The organism is Leifsonia sp. YAF41, from assembly GCF_052113185.1.
In the GTDB taxonomy this organism is placed as follows: Bacteria; Actinomycetota; Actinomycetes; order Actinomycetales; family Microbacteriaceae; genus Cryobacterium.
Map to the genome: position 1 here is coordinate 1 of NZ_JBFRCS010000013.1, position 14,583 is coordinate 14,583.

The following is a 14,583-nucleotide window of genomic DNA, read 5'->3' on the forward strand; positions in this document are numbered from 1 at the left end:
GCCCGGTCACATTCTTCCGAACCCGGAAGCTAAGACTCTCAGCGCCGATGGTACTGCAGGGGGGACCCTGTGGGAGAGTAGGACACCGCCGGACTTAACTTAGCAACACCAAGAAAGCCACCCCACGGGGTGGCTTTCTTGCGTTAACGACCCGGCCCGAAAACGGGAATCGCCGGCGGTAAGCGGCCGCGGTCAGAGGCCCGGCTGAAGCCGTGTAGGCTTATGACATATCAACTATGTGCTGTTTCGGTGGCCATAGCGAGTGGGAAACGCCCGGTCACATTCCGAACCCGGAAGCTAAGACACTCAGCGCCGATGGTACTGCAGGGGGGACCCTGTGGGAGAGTAGGACACCGCCGGACTAACATTGTGAGAAAGCCGCCCCTCGGGGCGGCTTTCTTGCTTTAACCGGTGGGTGTGCAGAGCTGGTGCTCCGGGCATCCGTTTCTTCTCTTCCGGTGGGGTGGCTCACTGCGTAGGGTGAGCCTGAGGCGGCTGCAGCAGCCGGCCGGAGGAGGCATCCCGATGGACCACGTCACGTCGACAGATGGAACCCGCATCGCGTTCGACCGCACGGGGAACGGCCCGGCAATCGTGATGGTTGTCGGGGCATTCTGTACCCGTCTCACGACGAAAACACTGTCCTACGTCTTGGCGCCTCACTACACGATCTTCGAGTACGACCGACGTGGGCGCGGGGACAGCGGTGACGCACCCAGCTACGCGGTGGAGCGTGAATATGAGGACCTGGCCGCAATCATCGCCGAAGCAGGAGGGTCAGCCTTCGTGTACGGTCACTCCTCCGGCGCCGCGCTGGCCCTCGGGGCTGCGGCGCAGGGCGTGCCGATGAGGAAGATCGCCGTGTACGAACCACCGTTCTTTCCGGGGCAGGAATCTCCCGGGGCCTTTACCGAGGAGGTGCGCGAGCTGCTGGCGGCCGGTGACCGCGAAGAGGCGGCGTTACGCTTCATCGTCAACACCGGCGCGCCGCGGGAGGCCGCCGAGCAGATCAGGAACGCGCCATTCTGGCCGGACATGTTGGCCATTGCTCACACTCTTCCCTCTGACTTGACGCTGAGTGATCTGGGCGCCGTCGACCTGAACTGGACCGCGGGCATCCGGGAGCCGATTCTCGCCCTGTTCGGCGGCGAGAGCGCCGACTGGGCCTCGAACGCTGCCCGGCTGATTGCGGAGACGGCCCCAGATGCGCGCGCGAGCGTTGTCGAGGGACAAGCGCACGGAGTGTCAGACGAGACGCTCGCGCCCGTGCTGCGAGATTTCTTCGTCTGAAACGGTGTAAATGACACCTGTCGGTAAACGACAGGACACCTCGTGCTGCGAGAATTTTTGGTATGAACGCCCTCCGCCCCGAGCCCACCACATTGGTGGGTCAATTCATCTCGCTCGAACCGCTGACCCCGGAATTGCTGCCCGAGCTGCATCGTGCGATTGCGCAGCCAGCCGTCTTCGCCGGCGGGTTCGGTGGCGGCCCCGCCGGACTCCACGTGGATCGGGAGGCCTTTATTGCGTGGGCGGGACGCTACTACCAGTGGGCGGGACTCCCGTTCGCGGTTCGCGTGACTGGAGGCGCACACGATGGCGAAGTGGTCGGTGCGACGGGGCTCGGCGACCTTGATCTGTATAACGAATCGGCCCAGCTCGGCTGGAGTGCCTATGACCCGCGGGTCTGGGGAACTGCGGTGAATGCGGAGGCCAAACTGATGCTGCTCAGTCTGGCGTTCGACCACGGATTCGGTCGCGTCATGATCCAGGCGGATGCGGTGAACGAGCGTTCCCGCGCGGCGATCGTCGGCATCGGTGCGACTTTCGAGGGCGTACTGCGACGCAACCGGCAACGACCAGACGGAAGCTGGCGGGACAGCGCCATCCACTCGGTCGTCGGCGACGACTGGCCGCGGGTACGCGCCGGCTTGCTCGCCCGGCTTGACCGGTTCGACGGACAGCCGGTCGCCTACCGCACCCGGGAGTTGGCGCACTCGCTGCCCTGATTCGAGCCATTCTTCGGCACATTCCAGACAGATGGCCGCCGCTCGAAACACGGGCCTAGTGAGCCACGATACTGTCGGATGATGAGTGAGATTCCAGTGCGACGCACGAGCACCATCACCCTTCAGTTTCTCGGCATGGGGCTCATCTGGGGTTCCAGTTTTCTTTTCATGAAGGTTGCGCTCGAGGGTGTCTCGTTCGGCCAGATCGCCTGGTCCCGGCTGATCCTCGGCGGGCTGACGCTGGGGCTGATCGTGCTCGCCACCCGGCCTCGAGTGAATGGCGGGCCGGTGCTCCCCAGAGAGCCGGTCGTCTGGCTGCACTTCGTGCTGATCGCAATCACCGGATGCGTCATTCCGCACCTGCTCTTCGCGTGGGCCGAGCAATACGTGTCATCGAGCCTCGCCAGCATCTACAACGCGGTGACCCCGATCACGACGGCGGTGCTCGCGACTCTCGCCTTTCGGGTTGAAAAACTCGGCCGCAGCCAAATCATCGGCGTCTTCGTGGGCATCGTGGGAGTGTTCGTGATCATCGCGCCCTGGCAGTACTCCTCACTCACCGGTGACTTCTGGGGCCAGCTCGCCTGTCTCGGGGCTGCGGTCTCGTATGGAATCACCTTTGGGTACACCCGTAAGTATTTGAGCGGCCGCCCGATCGCCGGTTCTACCTTCGCCTTTCTGAACATCGGCCTGGCCGGCGCGATCATGCTCCTTCTCACTCCGGTGTTGGCCCTCAGCCCAGTCAGCCTCACCTGGCCGATCGTGCTCGGTCTGCTGGCGCTCGGGGCGCTCGGTACCGGAATCGCCTACATCTGGAACATCAACGTGCTGCGCGCCTGGGGTCCGACCAACGCATCGACGGTTACCTATGTCACACCAGTGGTCGGAGTGGTGCTCGGGGTGCTTGTGCTCTCCGAACGATTCTCCTGGCATGAACCGCTCGGCGCGGGTCTCGTACTGGTCGGCATCCTGCTCACCCAGAAACGACTGGGATTTGCTGCGCGAGGCACGGCGCCCGACCTCGCCAGGGCGCGCTAGGGTCGAGGAATGGCACAGGACGAGCATGAAGCGTTGGAACAACTGACAAGCATCAGGCAGAGCATTGACAATATCGATGCAGCTCTGATTCACCTGCTTGCCGAGCGGTTCAAGTTCACTCAACAAGTTGGCCGACTGAAAGCAGCTCATGGGCTTCCTCCGACGGATCCCGATCGCGAACGTCGGCAGACGCAACGCCTGCGCACCCTGGCCGAGGGGGCACACCTCGATCCCGCCTTTGCCGAGAAATGGTTCAACTTCGTCGTCGCCGAAGTGATTCAGCACCACGAGGAAATCGCGGGTGGCGCGGCCACCGGCAACGCCAGCACCGGCAACGTCACCACCACCAGCGCGCGACCCGCTCCGGCAACGGATGCGACCCCGCACCCGACCCCGCACCCAGGCGTGCACCCGGTGCCGCATCCGTCGCCGTCACGACCGACCTCGTGACCTGGAACCCGACCGCGCTTCCCTCCGCATCGGGTCAGACCTTCGTTGTGACCGGCGCCAATGCAGGGCTCGGCTATTTCACGTCCGAACAGCTCGCACGAACCGGCGCCCAGGTCGTGCTGGCCTGCCGCAATCCGGTGCGGGCGGATGCCGCCGTCGCTGCCATCCGCCGGCGGGTGCCCGGCGCCGCCGTGTCGACCCTGTCGATCGATGTGTCAGATCTTGCCTCGGTGCGTTCAGCCGCGGAAGCGCTGCAGGAGTTGCCGCGGATCGACGGTTTGATTCTGAACGCGGGAATCGTGCATCCTCCGCGCCACCGCGAGGTCAGCGTCGACGGCAACGAACTCGTCTTCGCCACCAATTTTCTCGGCCACTTCGCACTCACCGCGGCGCTGCTGCCGCGTCTGGTGGAGACGCCCGGCAGCCGAGTGATCGCGCTCGGCTCCATGATCAGCCGGCTGATGGACTCTTCGCTCGACGACCTGCAGCTATTCGATCGCTACAATCCGTGGACGGCGTATGCGCAGTCGAAGATTGCCATGCAGGTCTTCGGGTTCGAGCTCGACCGCAGGGTTCGCGCCGCCGGTCAGGGCGGGGCAGCGGGCGTGCAAGCGTTGGTCGCGCACCCCGGCTACTCGATCTCGGGACGCACGCCCGGCATCCGTGGGGTCAACGAGCCCGGCCGTGCGAAACGATTCGTTGACAACCTGCAGGCACCGATCACCCAGGGGAAGGATCGCGGCGCGTGGCCCATTGTGCGTGCGGTGCTCGACCCGACCGCGGTCGGCGGCCAGTACTACGGGCCGCGCTTCACGACGAAGGGGCAACCGAGTCTGCAACAGCCCACGCGCACCTCGCGTGACAGGGAGGTTGCCGCCCGATTGTTCGCGCGTGCGGAAGATTTCGCGGGCGTCGCATACCCGGTCTAGCTACTCGCTCAGGTTGTCGCTCAGAATCTCAAGCACCGACGACCGAGTGGTGCGCGCGCGTTCACCGAGACGAACCGCGACCACTTCGACGAGCGACTCCAGCAGGATGACGTGCGGAACACGCGAGGTGTGTTCCAGCTCGTGCCGGAACGAACCGTGCGCCGGAGCGACGACGAGCGCCACATCAGCCAGACTGACGAGTGGCGACGCCGCGAACGAGGTCACCACGATCAGCGCTGCACCCGTCTGCTGCACCGAGCGAGCGGCTTTCAAGCTGGACTCGTTGGCGCCGCTGCCGCTGATGATGAGAGCGGCATCCGTGGCACCGAGCTGGCGCGCAGCGATCTGTTGGCCGATCGAATCAGCGACGAACTCGGTCGGACGACCGATTGCGGTGAGACGCATCGCGAGGTCGGAGGCGAGCGGCGACGACAATCCATTGGCCAGCGCCAAGAGCCGGGTCGCGCCGGTCAGCGTGACGACGGCCTGCTCAACGGCGGTTTCGGTGAGCGCGCTGGCAATCTGGGGAAGCGATGCGGCGAGGGTGTCGATGTCCGAGCGGATGCGGCCGAGCGCCGATTCACCATAGTCTTCGGTCCGACCACTGAACTGGGCGAGCTGCCGCGTCAGCGCGACCCGCAGCTGCGGGTAGCCGCGATAACCCAGGCTCTGGCAGGTGCGGATGACTGTCGAGCGGGCAACACTGGCGCGATCGGCCAACTCCTGCGCGGTGAGCTCGAGCACGCCCTCCGCATCGTCGACGATGAGCTCGACGACTCGGCGTTCGCTCGGGTTCAGCGAGTTCAACACCGTGGCGATGCGAGTCGTCACGGAGGCGTCGGGGTTACCGGTCCAGCTCACGAATTTTTGCCCCTTCGGTGATGCGTCGGCGAATCGCGCCCGACACCGCGTCGAGCGCCATGGTCACGACCACGACGACGAGGAGCAGAACGCCGACCGTCGACCATTCTCGATACTGAGTGTACGAGGTGAGCATGTCGCCGATGCCGCCGACACCGATCAATCCGAGAACGGCCGATGACCGCACGTTGATCTCGAAGCGGTAGAGCCAGAACGAGATGAATTCGGGGGTGACCGACGGCCAGACACCCCAGCGAATGACTTGCGAGGTCGATCCGCCTGCTGCCCGCACGGCTTCGATCGGCCCGGGGTCGGCCCCTTCGATTGATTCGTAGCCCCACTTGCCCAGCGTGCCGATGCTGTTCACCGCCAGCGCGAGCGCGCCGGTGAGCGGTGTCAGCCCGGTGACCGAGAGGATGATGATGGCGATGATGATCTCGGGGACCGCGCGGATGACGGCGAAGAGCACCCGCAGGATCCATCGGGTCGGCGCCGGGGCGAAACCACGGGCGGAGAGGAAGCTGAGCGGCAGGGAGATCACCAGACCGATGACGGTGCCCACCCAGGCCATTTCGACGGAACGCCAGGTTTGGTACAGGGCTTCGCCGAGCTTGTCCCAGTTGGGGTTGGAGAACATCAGCCAGAGATAGCGCACGACATCGGCCGGCAAGCTCGACAGTCTGCTCCAATTGATGTCGATCGACCAGAACGCGACAACGACGATCAGGGTGACGATCACGGTCGCGGCCAGCCGCCCCCAGCGCGCCGGTTTGGCCGGCAGGGTCAGCGCGTGGTGCAACTCCGGGGTGGGCTGAGGCGCCGCAGGGCGCGTGGGGGTGAGGAGACTCATACGAGCCTCCGCCGGATGGCGTCGCTGACAGCGTCGATGACAAGAACCACGATGAGGATCTCCAGGATGATCAGCGAGAGCTGGTCGTAGCGGTAGAAGGTGCGTACGGCATCGATGAGCAAGCCGAGGCCGCCGGCGCCGACGAGACCGAGCACCGTCGAGGCGCGCACGTTGAGTTCGAGCACGTACAGGGTCTGATTGATGAACGCGGGCATCGCATCCGTCAGCGCAATGGCGCGATTGATCTGCAGCTGGGTGCCGCCGGCCGCGCGACCGGCCTCCAGCGGCCCGGCATCGTTCGCCTCGATCGCCTCGGACACCATTTTCACGATGATGCCGACGTTGAACAACACGAGGGCGATGATTCCGGGCAGCGCTCCGACACCGACCATGGCCACCAAAATGGATGCATAGAGCAGGTCAGGGATGGAGCGCACGGCGTTCAGGAGCGTGCGCAGCGCACCCCGGGTCCACCGGTTCGGGTTTGTCAGCCGGGCGGCCCAGAGGCTGAGCGGCAGCGAGATGACCGCACCGATGAACGTGGCGATGACCGCCATCTGCAGCGTCTCGACGAGTGGCGGAATGGTGCGGGGGAAGAAGGACCAGTCGGGCTGCAACAGCTCGACAATCTTGCCTGCACCGTTTTGCCAGTTGCGCACGATGGCGTCAAAACTGAAGGCGATGCCCCATTGCGGGCTGAGCGTGATTGTCGTGATGACGAGAACGACGGCAAGCGCGAGCCACGGCTTCCAGCGTCCGCGTGGCTTCGGAGGCAGTTCGAGCGTGCTCACGCGCCGAGCACATCCTCGTTCTGGATGGAGCGACCGTAAATCTCTTCGAAGACCGCGTCGCTCGCGGTGGCCGCCGGTCCGTCATAGACGACTTCGCCCGCGCGCAGGCCGATCAGACGCGTGCCGTACTGCCTGGCCAGGTCGAGCAAGTGCAGGTTGGTCAACACCGTGATGCCGAGCTCCTGGTTGATCTGCCGCAGGTCGCGCATCACGCCGTGAGCGGTGGGCGGGTCGAGACTGGCGACCGGTTCGTCGGCCAGTACAAGCTTCGGTTGCTGGGACAGCGCCCGTGCAATCGCCACGCGCTGCTGTTGCCCGCCGGAGAGTGAGGATGCCCGGTCGTAGGCCTTCGCCAGGATCTCAACCCGGTTGAGCGCCTCGTAGGCGATCTGTTTGTCGGCTGCCGTGTACAGCCCGAGCAGGGTGCGCCAGGTCGACGTGTGAGCGAGGCGGCCGACCAGCACATTATTGAGCACGCTCGTGCGCCTCGCCAGGTTGAAGCTTTGAAAGATCATGCCGATCTCGCCGCGCAACTGGCGCAGTTCCCGGCCGCGCGCGGACTGAAGCTGGTGTCCGCCGACCTCGAGCGAGCCCGAGGTGATCGGAACGAGGCCGTTGATCGTACGAATCAGGCTGCTCTTGCCGGAACCGGAGAGCCCGACCACTGACACCATCTCTCCTGCGTTGATGTCGAGCGAGACCTTATTGAGCGCGATGACGCCGTTGGGGTAGCGCACGGTGACGTCCCGCATCCGGATCGACCAGGGTGCGGCTCCGTCTGACGCTGGTGACGACGGCACTGAGGCGCGAGGCGAGGCGGGTGAGGCGTGTGCTGATGCGCGTGCTGAATCCGCCGGCGCGGCGGCCGGGGCGTGTGCCCCGGTCGCCGCAGTGGTGTGTTGCTGAGTCATGGATTACTGCAGGCCCAGCTTCGTGGCGGCATCCGCGACAACGCTCAGCGAGTCGGGGTCGGCCGGTGCGAGCTTGGTGATCGAGTAGATCGAGGTGAGCACCTTCGAGCCCTCCTCGGTGGCGGAGTAGTCGGCGAGAGCATTGGTGATCTTCTTCTGCAGCGGGCGAGAGGTCCTTCGTCACGGCGACGCCGTCATTCGGGATTTCGGTGCTGAGTGCGAAGACGACGACCTTCTGGCCGACATCCGGGGTGTCCTTCATCACGATGTCGCGGGCATCCCAGAAGCTGAAGCCGACCTCGGCGTCGCCGTTGTAGACGGCGAGAACCGAGGCGTCGTTGGCGGTGACGGGGATCTGCTGGATGTCGGAGTCGGTGTCGAGCCCGGCATTCTTCAGGGCGAGCATCGGGTAGATGTAGCCGGCGGGCGAGCCCGGGCCGAGTACAGCAACCTTCGCGCCGGCGATCTTCGTGATCGAGTCGAGGCCGGCCGGGCCCGCGAGGGCATCCGCACCGTTGCAGTAGAGCTTGCCGTCACGTTCGACGGGGGTGTCATCGCAGTACTTGTCGGGGTTGTTGGTCATGAACTGAGCGGGGTAGGTGATGTTTCCGTTGCGCTCGGTCTGCAGAACGACGGATGCGCCGTAGCGGTCGCTGGCCTGCCACAGCTGCAGCGACGGCAGGAAGCCGATCTGGGCCTGGCCGGCGCCCATGGCTTCGACGGCGGCCTGGTAGTCCTTCGACACGACACCGGTGACGGGAATACCGAGTGCCTCGGTCAGCATGTCGGTGAGCGGGGCCGCGGTGTCGACAAGCCCGGCCTGGTCTTGCGACGGAACGAGGGCGAGGGTCAGCGAGGTGGGGTCGGCGGCGGCTTCGGGCGTCGCCGGCGAGTCGGTGGTCGCTGCCGAACAGCCGGCCAGGGTGACCACGGCGAACGACGCCAGCGCGACGAGTGAGAGGGCTTTCTTGGTGAACACGTGTCTACCTTTGTTTGGGGTGAGGAACAGGTGGAAGTGGCGGAGCAGGTGATGCGGGTGGTGCGGGTGATGCGTGGAGCGGGTAGTGAGGGTCGTGCGGGTTATGCGGTTCGTGCGGGAGTGAAGTTGGGGGTTAGAGTGCTGCGGCGGCGGGAACGACGGCCGGAGCGGTGAGCCAGGCGCGAAGCGCGGGGTACAGCTCCGGGAGCTGCTCGGCCTGAAATGTCGGCGTCGCGTCGGGGGCGGGACTGCCGCCGACCAGCGCCGTGCTCGCGCCGCGACGGTGGGCGGGCGCCAGGTCGTTCACCCAGACGTCGCCAATGCTGAGCAGCGCGTGAGCGGGTGACACGCGGCGCTCGCCGGCGGTGGACGGGCCCGCCCCGACCCGGTCGAGCCAGGTATCGAGGATCGCGTCGAGCCCGCCCGGTTTGCCGACCGAGGGATGGATGGCGTCGAAGGCGCCGGCCAGCCCGAGGGCGTCCAGCGCCTCGTTGAGGCGGATGTCCGGGGCATTGGTCGCGAGCACCAGGTGCGCATGCTCGCGGGCCTCAGCAAGAAAATCCGCCAGGCCGAGGGGGGTGATGACGGGCGCCGCATCCGTGGCCAGCTCGAACCGGCTCTTCATATAGGCGGCGTCGCGATCGGCCGCCGTGACGGGAAACTGCAGCGACAGGAGCCGAACGAGGTCGTACCCGTCGATCGGCGGGGCGCCGTCGGCGGTCTGGGCGGTGCCAGAGAAATCCGCCCGCGCCTCAGCGACGAGGATGCCAGAGGGCCGGGCCAAGCCGCCATCGACGGCGGCGAGGAAGGCGTATGCCTCGTCAATGGGCAGTCCTTGCGCGATGTACCGTGCATACGAACGAACCGGTCCGAGCCCGAGGGATACCGTCCCATCAAAGTCGAAAACCAGTACTCGATCGCGAAGTGTCACGCTCATCCTTTCGGTGTGGCCACGCAGCTCGTGGACGCAACGTCCACCGTAGACACGCTCTATGGACGAAATCACTATCATTTGGTTACGGGCGGGTGAACAATTCCGTGAACGGGATGCGCCACTGGCGCTTCGATGCCAGAGGAATGGCGGGTCGACCGGGCGTCTCCCGCGCGACCGGCGACTGCGGAGTCGGCCGTCGGCTGCCTAACATGGTCAGGTGATGTTCGAGCAGATTGTGCAGGATGCGCGGGCCGGACGGTTCGCGGCGTGGGGCTGGTCGACGGTCGTCGACGAGAACATCGGCGTGCCGGTCATCGAGCGTGCGGAGTTCGATCGGCTGCATGCCGCCGCGGGCGTGGGCGCTCGCTGGCCGATCGGCAACGCGGGTCTGATTCACGTTTACGGCTATCTGCTGTCGAGGGTTGAAACGCCGTACGGGCTCAAGCGTGAGCGGTGGGAAGGCGGCCACTTGGCGCGCGCCTTCGGCCTGCCTGCGCAGGCGTTCCTGCTGGCGGATGCGGCCGCCGCCGGAGAGACCGTGCTGCAACGCGTGACCGACGCGGTGATGCCGCATCTGGAGAATCCGGCCCCGGAAAGTGGCGACATCCTGGTCTTCGACGACCGGGTGGCCACCGGGCGCGGGCCGTCATTCCGGACGGTCGTCGTGCATCGTGTGTTCGACGCGGCGCACCCTGTTCCCGCGGCACTTCTCTATGGCGTGCACGACGGTGAACGGATGCGGGCGATCACGACGTTCCCGCTGGCATCCGTTTCGCCGGAGTCACTCGCTGCTCTCGAGCAGGATCAGCCGCGGATGCGCTACAACGCGGCACTGCCGCTGCCGGCACCCGACGCGCTGCCGCCGCGCTCGCCGCTCAGCCGCGCCTAGCCGGCCCACACCTGCGACCGATGCCGACGAAGCTGGCGCGTGCGCTCAAACTGTCGGCTTCCTGGCGAGGCGCGCGACGGTTTGAGCGCACGCGCGAGTATCGGGGCGGCGATTAGTCGCTTCGAAACGCGGAGGCGGGTCCGTGTCACTCGCCGGGACGCCACCCGGCGTCCAGGAGGGCGCGGCGAATTCGCTCGGCGGTTGCGTGTGAGGCGCTCCCGAGGTGCGTCTTGTTCACCTTGATCACACGCCATCCCTCCGCCATGAGTGCATCGAGTCGATCGATGTCGCGGTGGAATTGCACCTCATCGTCGCGATGGTGCCCGCCGTCGTATTCGATCAGAATTTTGTACTGCCGATAGACCAGATCGCCATAAGCCAGAAACTCGCCGAATCGGTTCGTCAGGGCCGGATTCACCTCCGGTTCGGGAAGTCCGGCCCGCACAATGAGCAGTCGAGTCTGAGTCTCTCGAGCCGAATCGGTGCGAGGGCGCACCAACGTGAGCGCCTCTCGAAGCCGACGGGCTCCAGGGTGGCCCGTGTGACGCACGACTGCCGCTGCGAGTTCCTCCATGGTGGCCAGCGGCTTGTGCCGACGAACGAGCGCATCGCCCAACATCACCAGTTCATCGAGGGCGAGCACGGCCGACAGCTGAGTCCAGACATCGATGGYGGATGAGACGGGGAGTTGATCGACGAGGATCACGTGCGCGTGTTCGACGGGTATCAAATGCCCTCGCACGCCACGCCCTTTCCTGCGACGAGTTCGCAGAATCGTGGCCACGTCCACGTCGGTCTGCTCGAGGAGGCGGAGCGGCAGCGGTAGTCCGTGGAGGAGCGCGGCAGTGACATGACTGAAGAACTGGCCGGTCGGCATCCGCACCGCGTACTCGCGAGCGCGTTGCCGGGATTCGTCGCGCAGACGGAGCCACCGGGGCGACCTGCTTTCGCCGGGGGCATCGGCAACGGATCGGATGGCGGGTGCGCGGATGCCGTGGAAGGGACTCCGGAGATCGCGTCGACGCAATCGTTCGGCGCTGACACCCTGCATCTGAGCGAGTGCCACATCGAAAGGAACACCGTGGAGCTCGAGGGGGAGCTTTGTCGGCTTGCTCATCGCACGATGGTGACAGGTGCCCAGCGCTCCCGCTCGCGTTATCCACACCCTTCCCGTCCAGGGACGCCTGTGCGCTCAAACTGTCGCCTGGCAGGCGAGGCAAGCGACGTATTGGGCGCACGCGCGGTCGCTCGCGGGCTGCCCGATCGGGACCGTCGTCACGCGTGCGCTTGAATCGTTGCCTGGCCGACGGGGGAGGCGACGATTTGGGCGCACGCGCGGATTTCCGGGGGATATCAATCGCGACCGTCGTCACGGCTGCGCTCAAACTGTCGGCGCCACGGAAGGGGAGGCGACGACTTGGGCGCACGCGCGAGAAAGCGCGAAGGCGAGCCCGGCCGAGGCCGAGCCCGCCTTCAGCGAGTTGCGCGAGTGTGCACGCGGAGGCGTTAGCCCCCGACGACCGGCCCGAAGTGCGCCGGCAACGTGCCGCGGTGACGGGCCTGCAGCTCGTCGAGCGAGACCGTGAACTGGTCCTGAATCTCGATGCCGGGCGCCGTGGCATCCGTCACGCCGATGCGCAGCACCGGGTAGTTGCGGCCTTCGCAGAGTCCGAGGAACTTCACGTCGTCTTCGCGCGGAACCGAGACGATCACGCGACCGGTCGATTCCGAGAAGAGGGCGACGGATGCGTCGATCCCGTCGCGCTCGCAGATGTCACCGATCCAGACGCGGGCGCCGACACCGAAACGCAGCACGGCTTCGGCCAGGGCCTGAGCGAGCCCGCCCTCGCTGAGGTCGTGAGCGCTGTCGACGAGCGAACCCTGCGATGCGGCGTGCAGCAGACCGGCGAGGTCAGCCTCACGGCCGAGGTCGACAGCCGGCGGACGGCCACCGAGGTGGTCGTGCACGACGCCGGCCCAGGCCGAACCATCGAGTTCAACAGAGGTGGTGCCGAGCAGGTAGATGTTGTGTCCGTCGTCCTGCCAGCCACTCGGAACGCGGCGGGCGACGTCGTCGATCACGCCGAGCACGGCGATGACCGGCGTCGGGTGGATCGGCACATCGCCGGTCTGGTTGTAGAACGACACGTTGCCGCCGGTGACCGGGATCTCCAGCTCGAGACATCCGTCGGAGAGGCCCTCAACGGTCTGCACGAACTGCCACATGACCTCGGGGTTCTCGGGAGAGCCGAAGTTCAGGCAGTCGCTGATGCCGACCGGCACCGCGCCAGTGGTGGCCACGTTGCGGTAGGCCTCGGCCAGGGCCAGCTGGGCGCCCTGGTACGGGTCGAGCTGGCAGTAGCGGCCGTTGGCGTCGGTGGCCACGGCGAAGCCGAGACCTGACTCCTCGTCGATGCGGATCATGCCGCCGTCGTCGGGGAACGACAGCGCCGTGTTGCCGAGCACGTACTTGTCGTACTGGTTGGTGATCCAGCTCGGGTCGGCCAGGTTCGGCGAGCCGAGCAGGTCGAGGAACTGTGTGCGGAGGGTCTCGGCGTCGAGGGCACGCGGCAAAACGGATGCCGTGTCAGCCTGCAGCGCGTCGAGCCAGGCCGGGTAGGCAACGGGACGCTCGTAGACCGGGCCGTCGACGGCGACGGTGCGCGGGTCGACGTTGACGATCTCTTCGCCGTGCCAGTTGATGATCAGGCGACCGGAGTCGGTGACCTCGCCGAGCACGCTGGTTTCGACATCCCACTTGCTCGTGACGGCGAGGAAACCCTCGAGCTTCGACGGCTCGACGATGGCCATCATGCGTTCCTGGCTCTCCGACATCAGAATCTCTTCTGCGGTGAGGTTGGGGTCGCGCAGCAGCACCTTCTCGAGCTCGATGAACATGCCACCGTCGCCGTTGGAGGCCAGCTCGCTCGTGGCGCAGGAGATGCCGGCGGCACCGAGGTCCTGGATGCCCTCGACGAGCTTCTCGCGGTACAGCTCAAGGCAGCACTCGATGAGCACCTTCTCGGCGAACGGGTCGCCGACCTGAACGGCCGGACGCTTGGTCGGGCCGCCCTCGCTGAAGGTGTCAGAAGCCAGAATGGATGCGCCGCCGATGCCGTCGCCGCCGGTGCGGGCACCGAAGAGAACGACCTTGTTGCCGGGGCCTGTGGCGTTGGCGAGGTGCAGGTCTTCGTGGCGGAGCACGCCGACCGAGAGCGCGTTGACGAGCGGGTTGGCCTGGTAGACGGAGTCGAAGACTGTCTCGCCACCGATGTTCGGCAGGCCGAGGCAGTTGCCGTAGGCGGAGATGCCGGCGACGACGCCGTGCACGACGCGGGCGGTGTCGGGGTCGTCGATGGCGCCGAAGCGGAGGGCATCCATTACGGCGACCGGGCGGGCGCCCATCGAGATGATGTCGCGCACGATTCCGCCGACGCCGGTTGCGGCGCCCTGGAACGGCTCAATGTAAGAGGGGTGGTTGTGGCTTTCGATCTTGAAGGTGACGGCCCAGCCCTCACCGACATCGATGACGCCGGCGTTCTCGCCCATGCCGACCATGAGGTTCTTCTTCATGGCGGGGGAGACCTTCTCGCCGAACTGGCGCAGGTACATCTTCGAGCTCTTGTAGGAGCAGTGCTCGCTCCACATCACCGAGTACATGGCCAGCTCGCCCGACGTGGGGCGGCGGCCGAGGATCTCGCGAATGGTGGCGTACTCATCGGGCTTGAGGCCGAGCGCGTCGTACGGCTGCTCTTTCTCCGGCGTGGCGATGGCGTTGGTGACGGTGTCAGGGACACCACGGACGGAGGGATTGGAAACAACGGTCACGAGTGGCGAACTCCTCAGAGAAATCGGGTGCCTGACGCGTTCAAGTGTACCCGGCTGGCTTGCCTGCTTTGGAGGGGCGGTTCACGGTGGGAAATGAGTCGCGTCGTCTGGGAT

Annotated in this window: 13 protein-coding genes, 2 rRNA genes and 1 pseudogene; 8 read left to right on the top strand and 8 right to left on the bottom strand. The window is 66.0% G+C overall.

The annotated features are described in order from the left end of the window. The 7 genes and pseudogenes from rrf (AB4Y63_RS14885) to AB4Y63_RS14915 all read left to right on the top strand — a co-directional run. A 5S ribosomal RNA gene (rrf, locus tag AB4Y63_RS14885) occupies positions 1-94 on the top strand; the annotation flags it as partial. 151 nt (positions 95-245) lie between these two features. Next, positions 246-362: ribosomal RNA gene (gene rrf, locus AB4Y63_RS14890) — 5S ribosomal RNA — on the top strand. A 163-nt stretch (positions 363-525) separates the two neighbouring features. Next, positions 526-1,290 carry an alpha/beta fold hydrolase gene (locus tag AB4Y63_RS14895; protein ID WP_441791848.1) on the top strand — a complete coding sequence of 255 codons (765 nt, stop codon included), beginning with the start codon at positions 526-528 and terminating at the stop codon, positions 1,288-1,290. Positions 1,291-1,352: 62 nt separating this feature from the next. Continuing rightward, positions 1,353-2,009 (top strand): GNAT family N-acetyltransferase, encoded by a 657-nt coding sequence (locus tag AB4Y63_RS14900; protein WP_441791849.1) that lies wholly within the window; start codon positions 1,353-1,355, stop codon positions 2,007-2,009. Positions 2,010-2,090: 81 nt separating this feature from the next. Beyond that, a complete protein-coding gene (locus tag AB4Y63_RS14905; protein ID WP_441791850.1) occupies positions 2,091-3,047 on the top strand; it encodes a DMT family transporter in 957 nt (318 codons plus the stop codon). 9 nt (positions 3,048-3,056) lie between these two features. Beyond that, a pseudogene (locus AB4Y63_RS14910) lies at positions 3,057-3,350 on the top strand (chorismate mutase); the annotation flags it as partial. 143 nt (positions 3,351-3,493) lie between these two features. Beyond that, complete coding sequence (locus AB4Y63_RS14915; protein ID WP_441791851.1) at positions 3,494-4,426, top strand: SDR family NAD(P)-dependent oxidoreductase; 933 nt, start codon at positions 3,494-3,496, stop codon at positions 4,424-4,426. On the opposite strand, the gene AB4Y63_RS14920 is transcribed toward AB4Y63_RS14915, so the two are convergent. From AB4Y63_RS14920 to AB4Y63_RS14945, 6 genes are all read right to left on the bottom strand, one after another. Beyond that, positions 4,427-5,287 carry a MurR/RpiR family transcriptional regulator gene (locus tag AB4Y63_RS14920; protein ID WP_441791852.1) on the bottom strand — a complete coding sequence of 287 codons (861 nt, stop codon included), beginning with the start codon at positions 5,285-5,287 and terminating at the stop codon, positions 4,427-4,429. Continuing rightward, complete coding sequence (gene phnE, locus AB4Y63_RS14925) at positions 5,271-6,137, bottom strand: phosphonate ABC transporter, permease protein PhnE (RefSeq protein WP_441791853.1); 867 nt, start codon at positions 6,135-6,137, stop codon at positions 5,271-5,273. The genes AB4Y63_RS14920 and phnE (AB4Y63_RS14925) overlap by 17 nt, the downstream gene beginning before the upstream one ends. Beyond that, positions 6,134-6,928, bottom strand: coding sequence for a phosphonate ABC transporter, permease protein PhnE (phnE, locus tag AB4Y63_RS14930; RefSeq protein WP_441791854.1), 795 nt, complete (start codon positions 6,926-6,928; stop codon positions 6,134-6,136). The genes phnE (AB4Y63_RS14925) and phnE (AB4Y63_RS14930) overlap by 4 nt, the downstream gene beginning before the upstream one ends. Continuing rightward, the gene (gene phnC / locus AB4Y63_RS14935; protein ID WP_441791855.1) at positions 6,925-7,680 is read right to left on the bottom strand and encodes a phosphonate ABC transporter ATP-binding protein; all 756 of its coding nucleotides are present in this window, start codon (positions 7,678-7,680) and stop codon (positions 6,925-6,927) included. Before phnC ends, phnE (AB4Y63_RS14930) begins: the two co-directional genes overlap by 4 nt. Then, positions 7,631-8,818 (bottom strand): phosphate/phosphite/phosphonate ABC transporter substrate-binding protein, encoded by a 1,188-nt coding sequence (phnD, locus tag AB4Y63_RS14940; RefSeq protein ID WP_441791856.1) that lies wholly within the window; start codon positions 8,816-8,818, stop codon positions 7,631-7,633. Before phnD ends, phnC begins: the two co-directional genes overlap by 50 nt. Positions 8,819-8,951: 133 nt before the next feature. Beyond that, a complete protein-coding gene (locus tag AB4Y63_RS14945; protein WP_441791857.1) occupies positions 8,952-9,749 on the bottom strand; it encodes an HAD family hydrolase in 798 nt (265 codons plus the stop codon). Between the two features lie 220 nt (positions 9,750-9,969). Between AB4Y63_RS14945 and AB4Y63_RS14950 the strand changes: the two genes are divergently transcribed. Then, complete coding sequence (locus AB4Y63_RS14950; RefSeq protein ID WP_441791858.1) at positions 9,970-10,641, top strand: amino acid deaminase; 672 nt, start codon at positions 9,970-9,972, stop codon at positions 10,639-10,641. 145 nt (positions 10,642-10,786) lie between these two features. Here the strand turns inward: AB4Y63_RS14950 and AB4Y63_RS14955 are convergent, their stop codons facing one another. Continuing rightward, positions 10,787-11,758, bottom strand: a complete 972-nt coding sequence (locus AB4Y63_RS14955; RefSeq protein WP_441791859.1) for a DUF559 domain-containing protein — start codon at positions 11,756-11,758, stop codon at positions 10,787-10,789. A gap of 389 nt (positions 11,759-12,147) precedes the next feature. Beyond that, complete coding sequence (gene purL / locus AB4Y63_RS14960) at positions 12,148-14,469, bottom strand: phosphoribosylformylglycinamidine synthase subunit PurL (RefSeq protein WP_441791860.1); 2,322 nt, start codon at positions 14,467-14,469, stop codon at positions 12,148-12,150. Positions 14,470-14,583: the final 114 nt, after the last annotated feature.